The sequence below is a fragment of the Variovorax sp. GW821-FHT09D05 genome (assembly GCF_059416325.1).
Genome location: NZ_JBWKOZ010000005.1, coordinates 506,186 through 528,361, shown reverse-complemented (window position 1 = coordinate 528,361; position 22,176 = coordinate 506,186). Strand labels below are relative to the sequence as shown.

Here is a 22,176-nt window from a genome sequence, read left to right as displayed (position 1 = left end):
GACAGCGGCGATGCGCGACCTGGACAGGTTGCGACGAGAACCGGAACACGGACTTCGACCGCAGGGCACGGGGCAGGAGATGGAATCTCCAGGCAAGCCGGCTGAAAACAGCTCGATGTCCACAGCGTGGGTGGCGCAAATGGCGACGGGGGGCGGAAGTCTTGCGTGAACGGCCGCGGATCTGCGTTCCACGCAGGTTCCAGCCCAGCAGACGACAGTGGGATTTCTTCCATGGCTTCCCCCGGGGCACTTGTTTTGGAGGTATCCGGAGGTTAATGATAAAGACCGCACCATCGTGCAGATAGGTCCGCGGACCTCCCAAGGTATCAAAAGGTTAAGGGCATGAGAGCGCACGCCCGGCACGACGCGTCATCCTTTGGGTGACAACTTTTATCCCATGGACAAGGCGCCGTCTGACGGCACAGCATGCCTCCTCTGCTGATACGTGAGCCTGGTTGATTGACGGCGAACGCGCCTCAATCGGGTGCACTGATTCCGATCGGCGGGTTTTTTCTCAACCAAGGAGTGTTTATGCCCGCGCTAAATTTGACGGCTGGCTCGACCGTCACCCTGGACGAATCCGCCAATCTGCAGAACCTTGCCGCTACTCCCGCCGTTGCCGGCGACAGTAACGACAATGACATCTCCGCAAGCTCGCTGCCGACTGCCTTCAGCAGCCGCCTGGCGGCCCAGAGTGTCGGGACCGCCATCAACGCCGCGTTGAGTGGCTACAACGGGTCCAATACCGGCACCAACGCATTCACATTCAGCATCTCCGGCACGGTCACCGATGTGTCCTTCACGGACACGAACGGCGCTCCGCTCAATGGCTTCGACAGCGGCCTCAATACAGCCGACGGCGAAGACATCTTCCTTTACACCGACACGACCAACAACAACGTCGTCTACGGGAAGACCGCCCTCAATGTCGTCGTGTTCGCCGCCTACCTGGAGGAAACGGGAACCCCGGTGACCGGCGCCAAGATCTGGATGGTCCAGTACGAAGCGATATCGGACCCGGATGCCACCAACCCCGACGATGCAGTCAACCTGCTCGACAAGGTCTTCGTCAGTGTCAGCCAGGATACGGAGTTCAACCTCGCAGGCGCGCCATCCGGCCAGAACCTGTTCCTGATGTTCACAAAGGACAATCCGACGATCGTCAACGGCCGGATTTCCGACGTGTCGATCATCGCGACGGGGAAGGACCCGGCAAATCAGTCCGGGGCCAACCCCAACAGCACCGCCGACGATATCAACATCACGACCGGCGACACGATCAACACCAGCAAGGCCGGCGGGCCGACCACGTTTGGCACCAACAGCCAGATGATCACCGAGCAGGAAGGCATCCGCTTCACGTTCGTGACCGGCGCCAGGGCGGACGTCACCATTCCGACCCTGGACCAGAACGAGGCCGATCTGGAATCGAACATCGACTTCACCGGCATGTTCGGAGCAAGGACTGCCGATTTCGACGTTGTGCAGTTGCAAAGCGGAAAGACCGCCCAGGTCAAGATCACCGCATACAGCACGGCGCTCGAGGCCGGCAACAGTTTCATCGAGGGCTATTCGGGCGACCAGGTGATTTCGATCACGAGCGTGCGCGTGCTCGACTCCGTCACCGGGGCGGCCCTGGAAACCTTCTCGAACGGCGCCGAGGGCGGACAGAGTTCGGCCATCGTCATCAGCGTCACCGGCGGCATCGCAACAATCACCGGCGTCAAGTCCGGCTACTCGATCGAATACACGACGTCAGCGGACCACAACCGCGTACTCATCGAAAACGGGGCCGACCTCAATGCCTCGGGCAACACCCACGCGGACTTCGACATCGGAGGCTTCCGGCTGCTGCGGGTTTCCAACGCAACGGCAGAGGTCGGCTCCATGATGGTCTTCGAGGACGACGGCCCGTCCATCGTGCTGGCAACGCCCACCGATACGGCGCTGCTCAACACCCAGGACGCACAGACCGTCGGAGCAGCCACCGACTCCGCCACCCAGGACTTCGCGACGGCCTTCGGCACAACTTCGAGCAGCTTCGGCACCGACGGGGCAGGCACCACCGACTCGACCTTCGCGCTCGGCGTGAAGACGCAGGGCGAAGACTCCGGGCTCAAGAGCGATGGCGCCACCATCTACCTGTACCTGCTGAACGGCAAGGTCATCGGCTCGACCTCCGCCACCGAGGCCAGCGTCTCGGCAGCCAACACCGTCTTCGACCTGGCCGTGAACGCAACCGGCTCGGTAACGCTGCAGCAGTTTGCAGAAATCGACCACGCGCTGCCGGGTGCTTCGTCGAACTACGCGGCCCAGCAGGCCACGATGGCCGACGATCTGATCACCCTGACCAATGCCGTGACGCTCACCGATCGCGATGGCGACACCGCCGCCGATTCCGAGCTGCTCAACATCGGCGCGAACATCAAGTTCGACGACGACGGCCCGTCCATCGTGCTGGCAGCGCCCACCGACACGACGCTGCTCAATATCCAGGACGCACAGACCATCGGGGCAGCCACCGACTCCGCCACCCAGGACTTCGCGACGGCCTTCGGCGTGACCTCGAGTGGCTATGGCGCCGACGGGGCGGGCAGCACCGCATCGACCTTCGCGCTCGGCGTGGCAACGCAGGGCGGCGCATCCGGGCTCACGAGTGACGGTGCGGTCATCAGGCTGTACCTGGTTGCCGGAACGGTCATAGGTTCGACCTCCGCCACCGAGGCCGGTATTTCGGCAGCCAACATCATCTTCGATGTCGCCGTGAGTGGCGCCGGTTCGGTAACGCTGCAGCAGTTTGCAGAAATCGACCACGCGCTGCCGGGTGCTTCGTCGAACTACGCGGCCCAGCAGGCCACGCTGGCCGACACCTTGATCACCCTGACCAATGCCGTGACGCTCACCGATGGCGATGGCGACACCGCGACCGATTCCAAGGTGCTCAACATCGGCGCCAACATCAAGTTCGACGACGACGGCCCGACGGTGACCGCCATCTCCGACCTCACCGGAGCGAACGACGCGCAGCCCATTGCGGGAACCTACAACTTCTCCATTGGCGCCGACGACGTGGACAACTCGTCGACCGACGGCATCGTGCTGAACAGCCTGACCGGAACGACCGGCGGCGGGCGGCCCATCACCGATACAGCCGTCTCTCACTTTGCCGAAGACGCCACGACCGTCACCTACAACTTCAGCTTCAACTACTACCCCGGGCCAACGTCGACGACAACGCAGGCGGCAACAGGCACGGTCGTCTTCAACAAGACAGACGGTACTTACGCCTTCGATCTGGATCAGGTCTTCGGAGGACAAACGACGTTCTCCACGAGTGCGCCGCTGGCATCCTTCAACTACGACACGGAAGGCAACAACTCGCCGGAGATCGTGGTCCAGAAATACAGCAACGACTTTTTCGGCGTGCTGTCAGCCAGGGCCTCCTCGCCTCCGAGTGATTCCAGCGATCTGTTGGCGGGCGGCAATCACGCGTTCCTGACGGGCGAAACCTTCACCAGCCAGACCGCGGGTTTTGTCAACGTCGCAACCAACACCCTCGGGGTGAACTCCGATACCGTCCAAGCCGGCGAGTTGCTGAACTTCGACTTCTACAAATCGAATCCGGTGAGCAACCCCAATCTGACGAGCCCGCCGCAGCGACCCGGGGCGACCATCGTCGGTACGGACACGGCCTACGCTGACGCGATCAACATCACGATCGATCAGATCACGGACGGCGAAGATGTGGCGGTTCTGCTGAAGCTGTTCAATGCGTCGACCAACACCACCACGACCAGGCTTCTGATCGCCAACTCCGCGGCGGACTATCAATCGGCCGGAGGAGGCCTGAAGGTCGTCAGCATCGGCGAGGACGACTACGACAGCGCCAATTTCCAGATCACGGGCGTGCAGGTCCTGAGCAGCACCGAAGAAATCACTGGCACGGGTATCAGCCTGAGCGGCCATAACGCGGTGAATCTGACCGCGACCGGTTCGAACTATGCCGATACGGCGGACAACGATGTGTTCAAGATCATCAAGATCGATGTGATCACGTCGGCGACGATCAATTCGGACGTGGACCTGAACTTTGTGGGTCAGGTGATCGACGGCGATGCCGACTTCGCAGGCTTCAACTTCGATGTCCACCTGGAGATCGATGGCGTGGCCAACCTGATAGGCACAACCCAGCAAACGGAGGCGATCGCGTAACGAGCTCTGGAGCAAGGGGGCAGCAGAAATGCTGCCCCTTCTCACTTGGCCTGTATTCAGGCGTACTGATGTCGAACCTACGGGGTGGTATGAAGCCTCAGGAAAAGTCTGGCGAATTGCGGCAGGCGGTGACAACGCTCCACTCCTACTTCGTACGGGCGGCCTGGTTCAGTGTTTGCTCCGGCCTTTTGCTGCTGGCTCCGAGCGGGTACATGCTGGAGGTGTACGGGCGCGTCGTGAACAGTCGCAGCACGCTCACGCTGGCCATGCTGACATTGCTGGTTCTGGCCGCCTACTGCCTGATGGAAGTACTCGATTGGGCTCGCTCGGAAGTGATGTACCGGGCCGGGCAGAAACTGGATCAGAAGATGCGCAACCGCGTGTTCGTCGCCGTCTTCGAAGCGGGGCTCAAGCGGTTGCCGGGCGGAACCGTGCAACCGCTCAACGACCTGCGGACCTTGCGGGAATTCCTGTATTCGCCGCCATTGCTGGCGCTGATGGAAGCGCCGGTTTCGCTGGTCTTCATGGGGCTGCTGTTCGCCATCAGCCCGGTGCTGGGCTGGTCGGCTGTCGTGGGCTCGCTGCTGCAGGTGTTTGTCGGTTGGATCAACGACCGGAACACGCGGCCGCCGCTGGTGTCGGCCAATCGATGCGCGATCGAAGCACAGCAGTATGCGGACGCTGCGCTGAGAAACTCGCAGGTCATCGAGTCGATGGGCATGCTGCAGGACGTCCATCGCCGCTGGATGGGCAAGCGACGCGATTTCCTGCAGCGCGAGGCCCTGGCTTCGGACCGTGCTGGGGCCTGCCAGGCCGTCAGCAAGTTCCTGCAGGTCACCATGGGTTCCCTGTTGCTCGGCCTGGGCGCCTGGCTGCTGCTGAAGAACCCGCTCAATGGCAATGCCGCAATGATGGTTGTCGGCTCGATCCTGGGCGGCCGTGCCTTGGCGCCGCTGGTGCAGCTCGTGACGCAATGGCGCGCGGTGGTCAATGTCTGCGATGCATGGCAACGCCTGGACAGCCTGTTGAGCGCCATTGCCCCGAGACCGGAAACGATGTCCTTGCCACCACCCAAAGGCGCGCTGCAAGTCGAAAGCCTCGTGGCAGGCGCGCCAGGCAATGGTCCGGCCATCCTGAAGAACGTGGCCTTCGCCCTGGCGCCCGGCGAGGTGCTTGCCGTCGTGGGTCCCTCTGCCGCGGGAAAGACGACCCTGGCACGCCTGATCGTCGGCCTTTGGCCTGCAGCGAGCGGCAAGGTGCGGCTGGACGGCGCAGACGTGTTCGCGTGGGACAAGAGCGAACTCGGCCCGCACATCGGCTATCTGCCGCAGGATGTGGAATTGCTCGACGGCACATTGGCCGAGAACCTCGCGCGCTTCGGGGAGGTGCGACCTTCGAAGGTCAAAGCGGCAGCATTGGCCGTCGACCTGCACGCGTACATCACGAGCCTTCCGTTGGGCTACGACAGCCCGATCGGACCCGAAGGGGCCGTGCTGTCGGGCGGGCAGAGGCAGCGGGTCGCGTTGGCGCGCGCGATTTATGACGAGCCAGCGCTGGTGGTGCTCGATGAACCGAATTCGAGCCTCGACGACGCCGGCGACGCAGCATTGGCAAGCGCCATCCTGAATCTCAAGGCGCGCGGCACGACGTTCGTCGTCATGACGCACCGCACCAGTGTGCTGGCCGTGGCGGACAAGATGCTGGTGCTGTGCGACGGCACGATGCAGGCGTTCGGCGCACGCGACGAGGTCCTGGCTGCGCTGCGGCAAGCCACCGAGCAGGCGGCGGATCGGATGCGCAAGGCAGAAAGCAGCCTTGCATCGAAGCGGCGCGATGCCGGAAACGCTGCAAGCATCGCGCTTCAGCCGCACCCACTGCCATGAAGAAACCTGCGTTCTTCAACCGCAGCGAACTGGGGCGCGCTCTCTGGGGGTTCCGAAGAGAGTTCTTGCTGGTTGGATCGTTGAGCTTCCTGACCAATCTGCTCATGCTCGCGCCGACCATCTACATGCTGCAGATATTCGACCGCGTGCTTGCCAGTCAGAGTGAACTGACCTTGCTCGCGGTTTCCTTGATCACGCTGCTTCTTTTCGGGGCGCTGGCCTTGTCGGAATGGCTGCGCTCGCGTCTGCTGGTGCGGGCCAGCCTGCGCTTCGACCGGCAATTGAGCACCCGGGTGTTCAACGGGAGCTTTCAGGCCTACCTCGGCCAGTCGGTATCCACCGTGTCAAGGCCGTTCGCAGACCTGAACCAGATCCGCCAGTTTCTGACCGGCATGGGCGTCTTTGCGCTCTTCGATGCACCCTGGACGCCGATCTACATCGCGGTGATCTTCTTTCTTCATCCCTGGCTCGGCGTCCTGGCGCTCGGGTTCGCCCTGGTCCAGGTCGCACTGGCCTGGTTCGGACAGAGGAAGACCGTCGCGCCATCGGAAGCGGCCCTGAAAGCCGCGAGCGAGACGATGAGCGACCTGCAGGGCAAGCTTCGCAACATCGAGGTGCTCGAATCGATGGGCATGGTCGCCAATCTGCAAAAGCGCTGGAACCGCCAGCATGCGGCCTGCATGGACAAGAGCACTTCCGCTCATGGCTTTGTCAATCGCGTCGCCGGCTGGAGCAAATTCATACGCTACAGCCAACAGTCGCTCGCGCTGGGGGCGGGCGCGCTGCTGGTGATCGATGGCCAGTTGTCGCCGGGCGCCATGATTGCGGCGAATGTGCTGATGGGCCGCGCCCTCGCGCCCATCGACCAGTTGCTCGGCACGTGGCGGGGTTTTGTCTCGTGCAGCGCTGCACTCGAGCGTCTCGAAAAGCTGTTGGCCGACTTCCCCGGGCAGGCCCCTGTCCCTCCCCGGGCCGGACCTACCGGCGAGATCAGCCTGCAAGGCATCTTTGCGGGGGCTGCGGGGCGCGCGGCGCCCATCCTGAAGAACATTTCTTTTGCGGTCCCCGCAGGAACAGTGGTCGCGCTCTTGGGACCTTCCGGTTCGGGCAAGTCCACGCTGGTGAAAGTCATGGTCGGAATCTGGACCGCATCCCGCGGCGCGGTGCTGCTCGATGGCGTGCCGATCCGAGGCTGGAACCGTCTGGAGCTGGGTCCGCATCTTGGCTATCTGCCGCAGGACGTCGAGTTGTTCGCAGGCTCCATTGCCGAGAACATTGCGCGGCTCGGCGAGGTCGACTCGCGCAAGGTCATAGAGGCCGCATGCAGCGCCGGCCTGCACGAGACGATCCTGCGCTTTTCCAAAGGCTACGACACCCTCATCGGGGACGCGGGCCACCTGCTTTCCGGAGGGCAGAGGCAACGAATCGGACTGGCCCGGGCGCTCTATGGTGACCCGTCGCTCATTGTTCTGGATGAGCCGAATGCCAACCTGGACGATGACGGGGAAGCAGCGCTGCTGCGAGCCATACGGGAATTGAAGGCCAAGGGGAAAACGGTGTTCCTGGTAACCCACCGCCAGGGCGCGGTTGCCGTGGCCGACCGCCTCATGGTTCTGGGCGATGGCGAATTGACAGCAGACGGACCACGAGATGCCGTGCTCGCGTCTTTTCGTCGCCCTCAGCCTGACGTGCGACCGGCGGCCCTGGTGCAGTCGGCCTGATCCGGCGCCGTCCTGTACTCGACTCATCTCGCAAGGAGTTCCAAATGGCCAAACCGAATCTTCTCAGAGACGTGACTTCCATCCCCTCACCTGCCAAGGACGATCGGTCGCAGGATGCCGATGGACTCGGGAACGAGTTCGGACGCGCAGGGCGAATCGGCGTGTGGGCCTTGGTCGCCGGATTCGGCGGGTTTCTGCTGTGGGCCGCGTTTGCTCCGCTGGACGAAGGCGTGCCCAGCCAGGGGCAGGTCGCCATCGACACGAAGCGTAAGGTTGTCCAGCACCAGATCGGAGGCATCCTCAAGGAGGTGCGGGTCGGCGAAGGCGATCAAGTCCAGGAAGGCCAGCTGCTGTTCAAGCTCGACGACGCCGCAGCCAGAGCGAGTTTCGAAACCGTGCGGCAGCGCTACCTGGGGTTTCGCGCCATACAAGGCCGCCTGCTGGCCGAACAGGGGGGACAGGACGCCATCGACTTCCATCCGGACTTGCAGGCGGCAGCCACGGACCCGCTGATCCGGCAGCAGATGTTCAACCAGGAGCAACTGCTCAAGTCGCGCCGCGCCGCCTTGCGCGCCGACCTGCAATCGATCGAAGAGAACATCCAGGGCCAGCAAGCGTTGTCCCAGGCTTACGCAAGCATGTTGAGCAGCCGCCGGACCCAGCTTTCGCTTCTCGACGAGGAATTGACCCAGACACGCAAGATGGTCGCCGAAGGGTATGCCCCGCGCAATCGCCAGCTGGAGATGGAGCGTCAAATCGCGGAGTCGAGCACATTCATTGCCGAACTCATCGGCAACACGGGCCGGGCCCGGCGGTCGGTCGCGGAGCTTCGCCAGCGTGCCATTGCCAGGCAGCAGGAATACCATAAGGAAGTGGAAACGCAGCAGGCGGAAGTCAGCCGCGAGGTGCTTGGGGACTTCGAGAAGTTCCTCGCCTTGCGGGACGAACTGGGCCGCACCGAGATCCGCTCGCCCGCTTCGGGCCAGGTGGTGGCACTGGTGGCGCAGACCGTGGGCGGCGTGATCGCACCGGGGCAAAAACTGATGGATGTGGTGCCTGCCAACGAGCCCTTGCTGCTTGAAACGAGAGTGCCGCCTCATCTGATCGACCGCGTCCACGCCGGCATACCGGTGGACGTGCGTTTCTCTACGTTCGCCCATTCTCCGCAGCTCGTGGTGCAGGGCAAGCTGGTTTCGGTCTCCGGCGATTTGTTGACGGACCCCCAGACCAACACGAGTTATTTCCTCGCGCGAGTGGCGGTGACGCAAGAGGGCCTGAGAAAGCTGGGCAAACGTTCGCTGCAGCCTGGCATGCCGGTCGAGGTGGTTTTCAAGACGGGGGAACGCTCGCTGCTCATTTACCTCCTGCATCCGCTCACCAAGCGCATCGCAGCCTCCATGACGGAAGAGTGAGCAGTGAAAGAAACCGCGCTGGCATTCGCTGCTGCCGGCCTTCTCTGGGGGCCGGCCTGGTCGCTCGACTTGTCTCAGGCCTACGGGGAAGCACTGGAACAGGACTCGACGATCCGGTCGGTGCGGGCAGCCACGGATGCCCGGCGCGAACGCCTGCCGCAGGCCCGCGCGCAACTGCTTCCCAACTTGTCGGCAAGCGTCTCGCGCTATCGGAACTGGCTGGAGAGAACTTCGCCGGACGCCTCCGGGCACCTCGTCACGTCCAACCTGCGCTACACCAGCAGCAGCGAAGTGCTGAGCTTGAGGCAACCCATCTTCCGCATGTACCAGATGGCCGACTACCGCCAGGCTCGGGCGCAGGTCGACGATGCCGAGGCGATTCTCGAACGCGAATTGCAAAACGTCGGCGTTCGGGTGAGCGGCGCCTATTTCGAGGCACTGCTGGCCGAGGAGCATCTCGCGCTGGTGCTCTCGCAAAAGACGGCTTACACGACCCAGCTCGATGCCGCGCAGAAGCGGCTCGGTGCAGGTTTCGGCACGCGCACCGATATCGATGAAGCACGCGCGGCCCTGGACCTCAACGTCGCACAGGAATTGGAGGCGCGCCAGAACCTGGACTTCACACGCAGGCAACTCCAGAGCCTGGTCAACCGCCCGATCGACGGGCTGGCGTCGCTGGACCCGTCCAGGATGCGGCTCGTTCGGCCGGCGCCCGACCGGGTGGAAGACTGGATCGAGCGGGCCGAGCTCAACAGCCCGGAACTCCGGTCGCTCGGCGCCCAGGTTGAAGCAGCCCGGCACGAGCTGGAGAAGGCACAGGCAGGTCACTACCCGACGCTGGACGCCATCGCCCAGTGGTCCCGCAACGACAGCGACACGATCACCAGCATCAAGACCCGTTACAACAACAGGTCCATCGGCTTGCAGCTCAATATTCCTCTCTATTCGGGCGGCCATGTGAGTTCCACCGTGAGGCAGGCGCTCGCAGACCAGCAGCGGGCAGAAGAGGCCCTCGAAGCCCTGCGCCGCGACCTCGGGGTGCGACTGCATCGCGAGTTCCGCGGCGTGACCGAAGGCATCTTGAGGGTCAAGGCCCTTGAACAGGCGGTGCGCTCCGCGGAGCAGGTCGTCATCTCGAATCGCCGCTCGTTCGAGGCCGGCAGCCGCACCTTGCCCGACGTGCTGAACTCGGAACATCAGAAGGTTTCCGCCCAGCGTGATCTAGCGCAGGCCCGTTTCGTCTACCTGATGTCGCGGATACGGTTGCAGGCACTCTCTGGCGGCGCCAAAGCCGAAGTCATTGACGAGCTCAACGGCTGGCTCACGCGCTGACGGCGGCAGCGATCTAAATCGGCAGGCCGAGGACACACAGGCGCTACACGCGAGCGAAGCGCGCCGGTCCCTCCACTGTCCAGCCGCTGCCGCAGGCCGGATCGAGGTCGCGATGGCACTGCGTGAGCCCGTCGTCCAGGTCGAGGGTGACGCCGATCCGCCAATGGCCGGCGGCGCCGCGCTCCACCTGCAGCACGGCGAAGCCGTTGCCGGTGCTCACGGCCGCCGTGACCATGGTGGCGCCGAAGGCTCCTGGCGTGGCGCCGAGGTCGACCTGGCCGTCGAGCCAGAACGCGTCGGGCCGCGCATTGACGAAGGTCCAGGGTGCATACAGGCCCGAGGACACGACCGAGATCACCTCCACAGGCTCGCCCGCCGCCTGCAGCCAGAGGCTCGACACGCTCGACATATGGCGGTCGCCCGACAGCACCACCACGTGGCGCGCGCTGGTGTCGCGCAGCAGTTCGAGCAACGCGCGCTGCGAGGCCGGGTACCCGCTCCAGTCGTCCAACCCCAGGCGTTGCGCGGGGTCGCCGAAGACGGCCGCACGCGGCATCGGGAACAGCGCCACCGGCGACACGATGAACTTGGGCAGTCCGGCGGGCGCGGCCTCCAGCCACTTCTTCAGGTCGCCCATGCCGGCCTCGGCACGGATCGCCGCCTGGTCCAGCGGCGCGGCAGGGGTCGCGGCTTGCGCTGCGGTGCGCAGCGCCCGCTGCTGGCGGGTGCTGCGCGTGTCGAGCATGTAGAACGGAAAGCCGGCCGGCGCAATGCGGTAGTCGAAGGGGCGCTGGTCGCGGCCCGGGCCGATGTCGTGCACCAGCTTGTGCTGTTGCGCGAAGTAGCCGTCGAGCGCGGCGCGCACGGCCGGCGTTCCATAGGGGTCGGGGCCCGGCTCCCAGTCGTCCATCACCTCGTGGTCGTCGAGCAGCGGATAGGTCGGCAGCGAGGCCATCACTTGGCGCAGCGCCTCCAGCCTGAAGGTGAGCGCATAGGCCTGGCCGACGTCGTCGCCGCCCGCCGGCACGAAGAGCCCCGCGGTCTGGTCGACATACACCTGGTCGCCGGCCAGCACCAGCAGTTGCGGCTTGTGCGGTGGCGCGAGCACCTCGAGCCGCTGCGCGAGCCGCCGGTACGACGCCTGTGCAGGCACCCGGTCGACCAGGCCCGGCACGTACTGGCAACTGGCGAGCGCGAAGCACAGCGCGGCCTGTGCGGGCTCGCCCTCGCGCTGCACGGCGCTCGTCCATGCGGGGTCGAGGCGCACCACGGCACGCTCGCGCTGCGCGTCGGTCGCTGCGTCCAGAGTTTGCATCACCTGGCGGCGGATGGGCTCGATCGGCTCGTCCTGCGGCTGCGCGAACAGCCCGGCCTCCAGCCGCCGGCCCAGCACGTCGACGGGGCCGCGTGCCATGGGCAGGTCGTCGTGCGCCGTGAGCACCGCGAAGCCCTGGTACTCGGCGAGCCGGTCGTCGAAGAGGTCGATTTCCACCGCCTCCTGCAGGAGTTTTTCGCGCGTGGTCTGCAGTCCCACCATCCATGCGAAGTCGAAGCACCATCGCCCGCCGCGGCGCCACGCGGGCACGAAGACCACGGCGCGCGCCGACACATGCGCGGGCGGCGGGCGCAGCGCCAGCCGGCAATGCAGCCGGCCCGCGTTGCCGGCCACGCGGCTCGCATGGCCGAGCCATGGGCCGGTCCACGGCAGGCTGGCCCGCCAGTCGGGCGGCACCGGCGTGTCGGGGCCGGGCTTCTTGTCGAAGGCCTCGAGGAACCGCACGATGCGCGGAAACACGTCGCTGCAGGCCTTCTCGCCGATCAGCGTGTCCTGGTGGCCGTAGGCGCCGAGCACCAGCAGCTGGTGCGGGGTGCCTTCGCCGAGGAACAGGTCGCCCCCCGAAAGGTTCGAGGAGTCTGGCGGGTCCGGCAGCTCCGGGGGCTCCCGCGGCAGGCCACCGTCCTTGCCGAACACGCGCTTCAGCAGCCAGAAGCTCTCGTACGAGCCACGCCAGTCGAACACCGCGTTGCGCTGCCCGTGCAGCATGAACACCGGAAAGTCGAAGCGCTCGCCGAGCTGCTCGAAGCCGACCGCGTGGCCCTGTCCGCCGGCGTCGGTCAGCACCTCTTCGCGGGCGTAGTTGCCGACCTGGGCGAGGCCCCGCAGCTTCACGAAGCCGTATATCGAATCGAGCGCATCGAGCGTGTCCTTGCCGATGTTGTGTAGCCGCATGGTCTGGCCGAAGATCGCGTCGGCCCGGTGCCGTACGGCCGCGAAGCCCGGTGCCTTGCGCAGGCGCTGCGCTTCGCCGTCTTCATCAGGGTAGGGAAAGGTCGCCAGCAGGCCGTCGACGAGCAGGCGCTGCGTGTGCGTCAGCGCGGGTCGCGTGTCGAACTCGTCGATGCCGATGAACTGCTGCAGGTAGCCCGCCACATAGCCGCGGAAGCGGTTGAAAGCCGTGGCGCGCAGCAGCGGCCCCACCTGCGACAGCACCACCGCGCCAATGGACGCATGCAACCCCGGCAGGCGCAGCACCGCCACGCTGAACATGGCGGCGCCGATGCAATGCGCCACCACGTCGACCTGGACGGGCGCTACTTCGTCGGGCGTCGCATACGCCGCCTGCACGGTGCGCAATGCATCTGGAATGTCGGCCTCCGCCACTTCGTCGAACGACCAGTAGGCCCGCGGCCGGCACGAGAAGCCGATGCTGGTGCGCAGGTCGAGCACCCAGACCTCGCGCCCGGCCTCGAGCAGGCTGTGTACCAGGTTGCCGGGAATGCTCTTGTGCGCGAAGGTGGAACCGCTCGCGCCGTAGCCGTGGATCAGCATCACGGGCCGCGTGCCCGCGCGACGCGCCGGCGGGCGGTAGCGCGACAGCAGCCGCGGCGGCGCGCTGCCCGGGCCGGCGGCGGTGTCGAGCTCGACCGGCTCGGGCCGTACGCCGTACACCTCGCCGGGCAGCCGCTCCCAGTCGCGCTTCGGCGAGTCGGGCGGCGGCACGAAGTGCAGCAGGTGAATGTGCAGCACGATGCGCAGCACCCACAGCGCCAGCTCGGCCAGGTCGCCCAGCTGGTTGGGCATGTCCTGCTGGTGCTCGACGCGCAGCAGGGGTTGCAGCTTCTCGACGAAGTAGGAAGGGTCCAGCACCATCCGGCCCAGCGGCTCCTCACCGAGGGGGCCGATCCGCTGCAGCTCGCCCTCGCTCAGCTGCCGCCACGGGTTGCCGCCCTCGACGAACGCGATGCGCTTGGTGAGCCGCAGCCGATCGCCCTCCTTCAGCGGCGCGCCGTTCTCGACCCGCGCCACCGTCCAGTCGTATTCGATGAGGCGCACCTGCCCCAGGTGGGAACACAGCGCCATCAGGTCGGCCATGACCGGACCGTCGAAGGCCAGGTTCTCCTCGCAGTTGCCGCCGTTCGGGCCCGCCACGGACGCGCGCGAAGGCAGCAGGACCTCCGCCAGCGCCTGCAGCTTCCTGCGCGCCAGCGCGTGGCTGCGCAGGATGCGCTCGATGCTGTCGCACTTCTCGCGCACCAGCATCGACGCGGTGCCGGTGCAATGCGCGATGGGCGCTTTGTTGCCCTTGCCGAAGCGAAGGATCACCGCCGGCTGGGCCAGCGTGCGCGGCGTCGCGCGAAGGGCCGGTATGTCGACGGGCTCGAATTCCACCTCGGTGCTCAAAGCGAAGGACTGGCCGTCGATGTGCACGCGGCCCGTCATCCGCTCGCACATCGAGACACGCGTCGGCGCGGACGTGCGGGGATGGGTCAGGTCACGGCGCAACGGACGCTCCGACGCCGGGGGTTGCGGCGAATCCGCCAGCGCCAGGCCCCAGTCCGCGGCCAGCATCGGTACTGCGCGCTCGGCCAGTGCCGCGATGGTGAGCGAAGGGTTGATGCCGAGCGACACCGGCACGATCGAGCCGTCGAGCACCGCCAGGCCAGGCAACAACGCGGCATCGGCAACACCGTCGTGGACGCGGCCCCAACTGTCGACCACGCCGCGCTCGCGCCCTTCGGCCATGCGGCAGCCGCCCAGCGGGTGCACGGTGAGCACCGAGCCCACCGGAGCCACCAGGGACTCGAGGCTGCGAAACGGCGGGAGCGGATTCCACAGCGGGTTGGGCAGCACGCGTCCGCCGAGCCCGCCGGCGCCGTCGTGAGCCACATGCAGCGCACGCATCTGCGCCGCGAACACCGGCAGGGCCGCGACCTTGTTCCACGCGACGCGCACCTGCGCGTCGGCCAGCACCGCGTCGCTGCCGCCTTGGCCGACCGGTTCGATGGTGCCGGCGGCGCCGTCGTCGCCCATCATTCCGTAGACCGGCGTGCGGCGCAGCATGTCGTCGTCCACGGCCAGCGGATCGTGCACCTCGTCCGGCGCGTGCAGGTCGAGGTCCATGCGCGCGAGCGCCTGCAGGGCGTCTGTGGTGCTCACCACTTCGGCCAGCAGGCGGCGCAGCGGCGCGGGAATGGCGAACTCCTCGATCACCAGCGGGCGCTCGCCCTGCTTCGCGCGGGTGCGCAGCAGCCCGGTGATGGTCGGCCCGATGCCGCGCTGCGCCGGCGCGTCGCCTTCGGCCGCGCTGGACAGCGCTTCGTCGTCCTGGCCGGCCGCCACCGCAATCATGTCGCCGTTGGCCGAGAAGCCCGCGCCCAGCGCCTGCGAGACGGGCAGACCCGCGGCCCTGGAGCGCAGCAGCAGCTCGGTGGAGCCCAGCGTGCCTGCGGCCACTACCACCCGCCGCGCGCGCACCACGTAGGGCCGGGCGTTGTCGGTGCGTGCCTTGCGCCGGTTGGTGAAGAAGAACTCGACCGCATAGCCGGCCCCCCCCGGCAGGGCCACGATGCGGTGCGCGGTGCCACCAGTGAACAGGCGCGCGCCCCGCGCATGGGCCAGCGCCAGGTAGTTGGTGTCCAGCGATTTCTTGGCGCGGTGGTTGCAGCCGCTCACGCAATCGCCGCAGCGCAGGCAGCCATGCATCGCAACCTGGGCCGGCGTGCGCGTGCCGTCGGCGAAGGCGATCGCAACGTGGGCCTTGCCGCGCGCCGCATGCAGCCGCGCACCGGCTTTCAGCAAGGAATCGAGCTTCGACACGCTCTCGGGGATCTGCTCCAGGCCCAGCATGGCTTCGGCCTTGTCGTAGCCGTCCGCCAGCGCGGCGAGGTCGAGGCCCGCGGGCCAGGCGCCGCCCTCGAAGGCATCGGGCGTTGCGCGTTCCATCACTGCCGCATTGATGAGCGACCCGCCGCCCAGCCCGTTGCCTAGCAGCGCATTCACATCGCCGCCCAGGCGCAGGTCGAACAGCCCCGAGGCATTGCCGCGCGCGGGCCTGCCGTCCTGCATGCTGAAGCGCACGTGTCCCGGCAGCTCGGCAAAGGTGGCCGGAAATTCGCCCGGCAGGTATTCGCTGCCGCGCTCCAGCACGTAGACCCTGATTGGTACCACGCTCGGTGCGGTGCCCGGCGATGCGTCCACCGGCAGCGCGCCCGCCAGCCGTGCCGCCGCCACCGCGCCGCCGTAGCCGCTGCCGATGACCAGCACCTCGCAGTGCAGCGCGTCGGGCGGTGCCGCGACGATCTCGCGCACCAGCACTTCAGCGCCCTCCGAGAGCAGACGGTCGCCCGGGGCATCGTCGTGGTGGCGGCCTCCGTTGTTCATGTTCGACTCCTCGCGGGTTGGTCGCGAACTCAGGAACCTTCGATGGCCGCGGCCAGTGCGCGGCCGAGCCTCTGGTCATCGACGGGCTTGCGCAGCAGCGGCAGCGCCTGTCGCCGCGCCGCCTCGACCACCGCCGGGTCGGTATCGGCCGTGACCATGACGATGGGTAGCGCGGGCTGTGCGCAGCGCTGCTCGCGCAGGCGCTCGGCGGCATCGAAGCCCGAGACGCCGCCGCCGAGCCGGCAGTCAACCACCACCGCGTCGGGCTCATCGACCTGCCCCAGTGCTTCGTCGAGCGTGGCGGCGGACAGCACGCGGCAGCCCATCGCTCCCAACGCGTTGAGATAGGCGCCGCGCACCATCGGGTCGTCCTCCAGCACCAGCACGCAGCGCCCGGCCAGACTCCACGGCGCACCTGCGCCGTCACCCTCGCAGCCGTCGACGCCGACGGCTGCGGCGCGCGGCAGCCGCAGGCGAAAGCAGGCGCCCGCGCCAAGGCTGGACTCGAGCTCGACCGGCACGTCCAGCAACTCGGCCATCCGCCGCACGATGCCCAGGCCCAGGCCATGCCCCGCGGCGGTCGCGATGCCTGGGCCCGTCGCCTGGAGTTGCACCAGGTCCTCGAACACGATCCGGTGGTTCTCGGGTGCAATGCCGGGGCCGCTGTCCTGCACTGTCAGCTCGACCTCGGCGTCCGATGCGCCCGATACATCCGACGCATCCCGCGTGCAGACCCGCACCTCGACCCGTCCATCCGCGGGCGAGAACTTGATCGCGTTATCGACGAGGTTGGCCAACATGCGGCGCAGCAGGTCGGGGTCGGTACGCACCGCCAGACCAGGCGGGCAGGTGATGTGCAGACCGACCCGGCGCGCTGTCGCCGCAGCGCCGAAGCTGGCCATCACGGCTGTCAGCAGCCGGTCGATCCGCACGCGCTGGGGCTGAGCCACCACCACGCCGGCATCGAGTTTCGAGACGTCGAGCAAGGCGTCGAGCATGGCGCGCAGCTGCTCCAGGCTGCTGTCGACCACTTCGACGATCGCGCGCGCATCGGGCGCCATCGCCACGTGCCGCAACGCACCCACGTTGAGCGCCATCGCCTGAAGGGGCTGGCGCAGGTCGTGGCTGGCGCCGGCCAGGAAGCGGCTCTTGTCGTTGTTGGCGCGCACCGCCTGGTCGCGGGCAATGGCCAGCTGCGCGCGCTCGAACTCCAGCGAAGTAGCCAGCGCCTGGTTCTCGGCGCGGATGCCGAACGACTCCTCGAAAGTCTGCAGGTTGCGCCGGGCAAAGCGCGTCTGCACCCCGAAGAACATCAGCACCAGCGCGCCCACGCCCCAGCCGAGCCAGCCGCCGGCCACCAGCCACATGGCCGCAGTGGGCATGAAGAGCAGCCCCGCGTAGGCCAGGAAAGCGGGCATCACGGTCGCGCTGGTGGACACGGCACCCGCGCCCCAGGACACCAGGATCATCGTGAGAACCGCGTCCAGCGTCGGGTCGAGCCAAGCCATGAACAGCGCCGCGGAGCCGTTGCAGGCGCCGATCAGCACATTCCAGCGCACGGTGGCGCGCAGTCGCGCGGCGATCGGGCGGGCCCGGTCGGCGGCCATGCGCGCGAGCGCGGCGGCACGCCACTCGCGGCTGGCGATCACCGCCGCGAACCAACCGAGCACCCAGGGTGCCGAAACGTCGCGCCAGACGATGGCCGCGACGACAACGGCGGTGAGCAGAATCTGCCAGCGCAACCCCACGGCCTGCTCGGCGACCACCTGCAAGCGCCGTTCGTCCAGCTCGTCGAGTGCGGCCGCCATGTTCACGTGGCCTCGAGCGCCCATGCCGCCTGCGCGTCGAAGACGCGGCACAGGGCATCGGTGCGGTTGCGCGCGCCAAGCGCCCGGTAGACCATCGACAGGTGCACCTTCACCGTGCCCTCGGCAATCAGCAGTTGGCGCGCGATCAGCTTGACCGGCATGCCCCGCATCGCCAGCGCCAGCACCTGGCGTTGGCGCGGCGACAGCTCGATGCGCAGGAAGCCGGCGAGATCCTCGCGCGGCAGTTCGTCGGGGTCGCGCGCGCGGGTCACGTCATCGGCCAGCACGAACTCGGCCGGCAGGTAGATCTTGTGGCGCAGCACCACGCGCAGGGCTGCCTCCATGTCCTCGAGCCGGTACGACTTGGGGATGAAGCCGGCCGCGCCGGCCTCGATGACCTCGCGCACGCGCTGCGGCGAGCTTTCCGCAGACTGCATGCACACGGGCGTGGCCTCGAAGTGCGCCTTCACGGCCTTGAGCGCAGCGAGCCCGGAGAGTTGGGGCAGGTGGTAGTCGAGCAGCAGCAAGTCGACACCGGCTGGGTCCAGCTGGCAGGCCTGCTCGGCGTCCCGCACCGCTTCGAAATGAAAGGGGCGGCCCGGTTCGATCTCGGCGGCCATTCGCTCCAGCAGGAGTCGGGTGCCGTTCCAGACGATCTCGTGGTCATCGACCAGAAGAACCTTCATACAGACCTCTCGTCTACGGTGGCTCTCCCCGTCCTGAATGCAGGTTAGCGCAAAGCCCCCCAATAAGCGAGTGCGCGCACCTACACCAACGGCCTAGTCGGATGGCCACGCCGGCACCGCGCCGCAGCCTAGGCGCTGCGTTCAATTGTTGCGGCGGGCACCGCGCGGAAGACTGGCTGCATCGATCACCACTGCGCATGCGATGCACCGAGGACCGCCATGAACACCCCAAAGTCTTTTGCCGCGCTGCGTGCCGCATGGGAACCCCTTGCGTGCCGGTTCTGCATCTTCGCGCTCCACCACGCGGTGCTCGCCCGCGCGCTGTGCGCCGCGGCCATGGTCGCGGTCTCGCTGCTGGCGGGTTGCGCTGCATTGCCCGACAACGTGCACCGGGTCGCGTCGCAGGCGCGCACCGACGTCGGGGACAGCGCGCTCGCGCGCATCGCCGCCGCGTCGCTGCCGGAACCGGACGGCGCGACGCCCGAAATACCCGACGTATCCGGCGTGCGCCTGCTGCCGGACGGCGACCAGGCCCTCGACGCGCGCATCGCACTCACGCAGGCCGCACGGCATACCGTCGACGCGCAGTACTACGTGGTGACCAACGACACCTCGGGGCGGCAATTCCTGCGCGAGCTGCGCGACGCGGCCCGGCGCGGCGTGCGCGTGCGCCTGCTGGTCGACGACCTGTACGCGGGCGGGGACGACGAGATGCTGGCCGGGCTGGCCGCGCACGCCAACGTGGAGGTGCGTCTCTTCAACCCGCTGCCGGTGCGCAGCGGCGGCCCGCGCACGCGCGTGCTGCTGTCGCTGCACGAGATCGGCCGCGTGAACCGGCGCATGCACAACAAGCTCTTCATTGCCGACAACAGCTTCGCCATCACCGGCGGGCGCAACATCGCCGACGAGTACTTCGGGCGCAGCAAGCCAGCGAACTTCATCGACATGGACGCGCTGCTGGCCGGGCCAGCGGTGCGCGCGCTGTCGGCGAGCTTCGATGCCTTCTGGAACGGACCGATGTCGTACCCATTCGAGGCCATCGCGGCCGGAGACCGTCCGGCGCCGGCCCATGCGCGCGAACGCTTCGCCGCGCTGGTCCATGGCCTCGGTCGCTTCATGCCTCCTGCCAACGAGCGCGACGCGCTGGGGCGCGGCCCGGTCGGCGCGCAGCTGGCGCGGGGGCGGGTCGAACTGGTGCCCGCGAAGGTGCGCGTCGTAGCGGACGCAGTGGTGCAAGGCCCCTTCGCCAGTGATGCCAGCGGAAGCGTCGAGGAAGCCGGAGGGCCGCAAGGCCGCGAGAGCGCGGTCATGGCCGCGAACCTCGATCTTTTCCGGACCGCACGCTCCGAGGCGCTCGTCGTCTCGCCCTACTTCGTACCCATGCCCCGCATGATCGAAGCACTCGCCCATGCGAGCCGCGAGGGCGCGAGCGTATCGGTGGTGACCAACTCGCTCGCCACCACCGACGAGCCGCTTGTGCACTACGGCTACGCGCGCTACCGCAGCGCTCTCCTGAAGATGGGCGCCACACTGTACGAGCTGATGCCAACTGGCGAACCACATACGGCCTGGAGCGACACCGAAAGCGACCGCGGCTCGCTCGGCCGCCTGCACGCCAAGCTGGCGGTGGTCGACCGGCGCTGGTTCTACGTGGGGTCGATGAACATGGACCGGCGCTCGGCGCACTGCAACACTGAACTGGGCCTGATCGTCGACAGCCCCACGCTTGCAGGCGAGCTGGCGGACCTGATCCAGCGCGTGCGCATGCCTGCGAGCTTCACCGTGAGCGAAGCACCGCTGCGAGGCGGCCTGCAATGGAGCTTTCTGCGCGACGGACGCCGCTGGGTGCTGCACCGGGAACCGGAATCGAACTGGGCCCAGCGACTGCGCTGGTCATTGCTGTCGCTGGTGGTGGACGAAGACTTTCTGTGACTGCGCACCACCGGTGCAGTCGTGCAAAAAATAGGTCACCGCGAGCATGGCCCAGGACTACTATTCAATCGTTCACGTGCGGTTTCGCACGAGGCTGCCGCGGACCGTTTGCTCACTCGTGCAAGGAGAGTAGCTATGGCAAGTCCGATGAATGTCAACAAGCTTCAGACGAAATCCCATGACGAACCGGATGAGGTTCGGGAGCCCGAAAAGACCCGGGTCGAAGTGGTCCGCCTCGAGGGGTACACGCTCGGACGCTTCAAGTTCGAGCCCGGGTGGCGCTGGTCGAAGTGCATCAAGCCGGTCGTGGGCACGGACAGTTGCCAGGTGGCTCACGTCGGGTATGCGGTTTCCGGTCGAATCACCGTGCAAATGAATGACGGCTCGCAGACCGTCATCGAGGAAGGCATGTCGTACACCATCCCGCCGGGGCACGACGCATGGGTCGAAGGCAACGCCCCGTTCGTCGGACTGGAGATGATGAGCGCAGAGGAATACGCAAGTCCAGTAGCTGACCCAAAGTGAGAGGCCTCAGGGGCAGGCCTCTTCGGGATGGTCGAACGGAGATGCGATCCGTACGGAACAACAGTCGGACTGACAATCGGCTGCAGCGGCAGCGGTCCTTGCGCCCGCGGAACCGTTCGACTCCTCCTTCCTCAGCGATACATGTTTGCCCTGACCCGCCTGACCATCGACCGCGCCAGAAAAGAGCGCTTGCCCCAAGTCGCCGGAAGCCTGGCGTTCACGACCTTGCTGTCCATCGTTCCCCTGCTGGCGGCGAGCCTCGCGCTGCTCACGCGATTCCATGCCTTCACGCGGTTCAAGGATGCGCTTCAGGAGTTCTTTCTGAGCAGGCTGCTTCCCGCGGACATCGCACGCACAGTGCTGAAGTACCTGAACCAGTTCGCCGCGAACGCCAGCGGCCTGACCTGGGTCGGTTCGCTCTTCTTGCTGGGCACGGCCATCGCGATGTTGCTCACTGTGGAGAACGCGCTGAACCAGATGTGGAAGATCCGGAGGAACCGGCCGTTCTTCAAGAGGGTTGGCCTGTACCTGCTGATGTTGGCCGTCGGGCCACCCGTTCTGGGGCTGAGCCTGTGGGCGACGTCGTATCTGCTGGGCGTTTCCATGGGCCTCATCGGCGCACTGCCATCCTCGCTTGCATTCGTGCTCGACCTCGGGCCGCTCATGCTCGGCGTGACCGTACTGACGAGCATGTTCTACCTCGTTCCGAACACCAAGGTACGGCTGCGCGACGCCTTCGCAGGCGGCCTGATCGCCAGCGTGGCTTTCGAGCTCGGCAAGCGCGGCTTCACCACCTACCTCGTCAAAGTGCCAACGTACAAGGCGCTATATGGGGCGTTCGCAGTGCTCCCCATGTTCTTGCTGTGGGTGTACGTCTCGTGGCTGGTCACGCTGGTCGCGGCCATGATGACGGCTAACATGGCGCTCACCCGACGGCAACCGGCAGGCAAGCCTGCTCGGGCCTAGCAGCCAGGAGCAGGCGTTCGCGAAGAACGGCTTTCAG

General features: G+C 66.7%; 11 protein-coding genes. 8 read left to right on the top strand and 3 right to left on the bottom strand.

All coding sequences use genetic code 11. The annotated features are described in order from the left end of the window. Positions 1–459: 459 nt before the first annotated feature. The 5 genes from AC07O3_RS16745 to AC07O3_RS16725 all read left to right on the top strand — a co-directional run bounded on the left by AC07O3_RS16745 (position 460) and on the right by AC07O3_RS16725 (position 10,560). Positions 460–4,212 (top strand): DUF5801 repeats-in-toxin domain-containing protein, encoded by a 3,753-nt coding sequence (locus AC07O3_RS16745; RefSeq protein WP_495339853.1) that lies wholly within the window; start codon positions 460–462, stop codon positions 4,210–4,212. Positions 4,213–4,301: 89 nt separating this feature from the next. After that, a complete protein-coding gene (locus AC07O3_RS16740) occupies positions 4,302–6,095 on the top strand; it encodes a type I secretion system permease/ATPase (protein WP_495339852.1) in 1,794 nt (597 codons plus the stop codon). Further along, positions 6,092–7,816 carry a type I secretion system permease/ATPase gene (locus AC07O3_RS16735; RefSeq protein WP_093058137.1) on the top strand — a complete coding sequence of 575 codons (1,725 nt, stop codon included), beginning with the start codon at positions 6,092–6,094 and terminating at the stop codon, positions 7,814–7,816. Before AC07O3_RS16740 ends, AC07O3_RS16735 begins: the two co-directional genes overlap by 4 nt. Positions 7,817–7,860: 44 nt before the next feature. Continuing rightward, positions 7,861–9,228: an HlyD family type I secretion periplasmic adaptor subunit gene (locus tag AC07O3_RS16730; protein ID WP_093080546.1), complete on the top strand. Its 1,368-nt coding sequence runs from the start codon at positions 7,861–7,863 to the stop codon at positions 9,226–9,228. A gap of 3 nt (positions 9,229–9,231) precedes the next feature. Then, positions 9,232–10,560: a TolC family outer membrane protein gene (locus AC07O3_RS16725; RefSeq protein ID WP_495339851.1), complete on the top strand. Its 1,329-nt coding sequence runs from the start codon at positions 9,232–9,234 to the stop codon at positions 10,558–10,560. 43 nt (positions 10,561–10,603) lie between these two features. On the opposite strand, the gene AC07O3_RS16720 is transcribed toward AC07O3_RS16725, so the two are convergent. The 3 genes from AC07O3_RS16720 to AC07O3_RS16710 are packed head-to-tail and all read right to left on the bottom strand — an operon-like array spanning position 10,604 to position 18,716. After that, on the bottom strand, positions 10,604–16,222 hold the full coding sequence (locus AC07O3_RS16720) for an alkaline phosphatase D family protein (RefSeq protein WP_495339850.1): 5,619 nt from the start codon (positions 16,220–16,222) through the stop codon (positions 10,604–10,606). Positions 16,223–16,251: 29 nt separating this feature from the next. Continuing rightward, a complete protein-coding gene (locus AC07O3_RS16715) occupies positions 16,252–18,054 on the bottom strand; it encodes a hybrid sensor histidine kinase/response regulator (RefSeq protein WP_495339849.1) in 1,803 nt (600 codons plus the stop codon). Further along, on the bottom strand, positions 18,033–18,716 hold the full coding sequence (locus tag AC07O3_RS16710) for a response regulator (RefSeq protein ID WP_093058132.1): 684 nt from the start codon (positions 18,714–18,716) through the stop codon (positions 18,033–18,035). Before AC07O3_RS16710 ends, AC07O3_RS16715 begins: the two co-directional genes overlap by 22 nt. Before the next feature lie 219 nt (positions 18,717–18,935). Here AC07O3_RS16710 and AC07O3_RS16705 point away from each other — a divergent pair, with 219 nt between their 5' ends. The 3 genes from AC07O3_RS16705 (at position 18,936) to AC07O3_RS16695 (ending at position 22,139) form a co-directional block, all read left to right on the top strand. Then, on the top strand, positions 18,936–20,648 hold the full coding sequence (locus AC07O3_RS16705) for a phospholipase D-like domain-containing protein (protein ID WP_097198448.1): 1,713 nt from the start codon (positions 18,936–18,938) through the stop codon (positions 20,646–20,648). A gap of 135 nt (positions 20,649–20,783) precedes the next feature. Next, positions 20,784–21,173 (top strand): cupin domain-containing protein, encoded by a 390-nt coding sequence (locus AC07O3_RS16700; protein ID WP_495339848.1) that lies wholly within the window; start codon positions 20,784–20,786, stop codon positions 21,171–21,173. A gap of 141 nt (positions 21,174–21,314) precedes the next feature. Further along, positions 21,315–22,139, top strand: a complete 825-nt coding sequence (locus AC07O3_RS16695) for a YihY family inner membrane protein (RefSeq protein ID WP_093058129.1) — start codon at positions 21,315–21,317, stop codon at positions 22,137–22,139. Positions 22,140–22,176: the final 37 nt, after the last annotated feature.

What these genes read in the sequence shown, in the direction of transcription:
- AC07O3_RS16700 (WP_495339848.1), top strand. Translation starts at nt 20,784, where the DNA reads ATGGCAAGTCCGATGAATGTCAACAAGCTTCAGACGAAATCCCATGAC.
- AC07O3_RS16695 (WP_093058129.1), top strand. Translation starts at nt 21,315, where the DNA reads ATGTTTGCCCTGACCCGCCTGACCATCGACCGCGCCAGAAAAGAGCGC.
- AC07O3_RS16740 (WP_495339852.1), top strand. Translation starts at nt 4,302, where the DNA reads ATGAAGCCTCAGGAAAAGTCTGGCGAATTGCGGCAGGCGGTGACAACG.
- AC07O3_RS16735 (WP_093058137.1), top strand. Translation starts at nt 6,092, where the DNA reads ATGAAGAAACCTGCGTTCTTCAACCGCAGCGAACTGGGGCGCGCTCTC.
- AC07O3_RS16705 (WP_097198448.1), top strand. Translation starts at nt 18,936, where the DNA reads ATGAACACCCCAAAGTCTTTTGCCGCGCTGCGTGCCGCATGGGAACCC.
- AC07O3_RS16715 (WP_495339849.1), bottom strand. Translation starts at nt 18,054, where the DNA reads ATGGGCGCTCGAGGCCACGTGAACATGGCGGCCGCACTCGACGAGCTG.
- AC07O3_RS16730 (WP_093080546.1), top strand. Translation starts at nt 7,861, where the DNA reads ATGGCCAAACCGAATCTTCTCAGAGACGTGACTTCCATCCCCTCACCT.
- AC07O3_RS16720 (WP_495339850.1), bottom strand. Translation starts at nt 16,222, where the DNA reads ATGAACAACGGAGGCCGCCACCACGACGATGCCCCGGGCGACCGTCTG.
- AC07O3_RS16710 (WP_093058132.1), bottom strand. Translation starts at nt 18,716, where the DNA reads ATGAAGGTTCTTCTGGTCGATGACCACGAGATCGTCTGGAACGGCACC.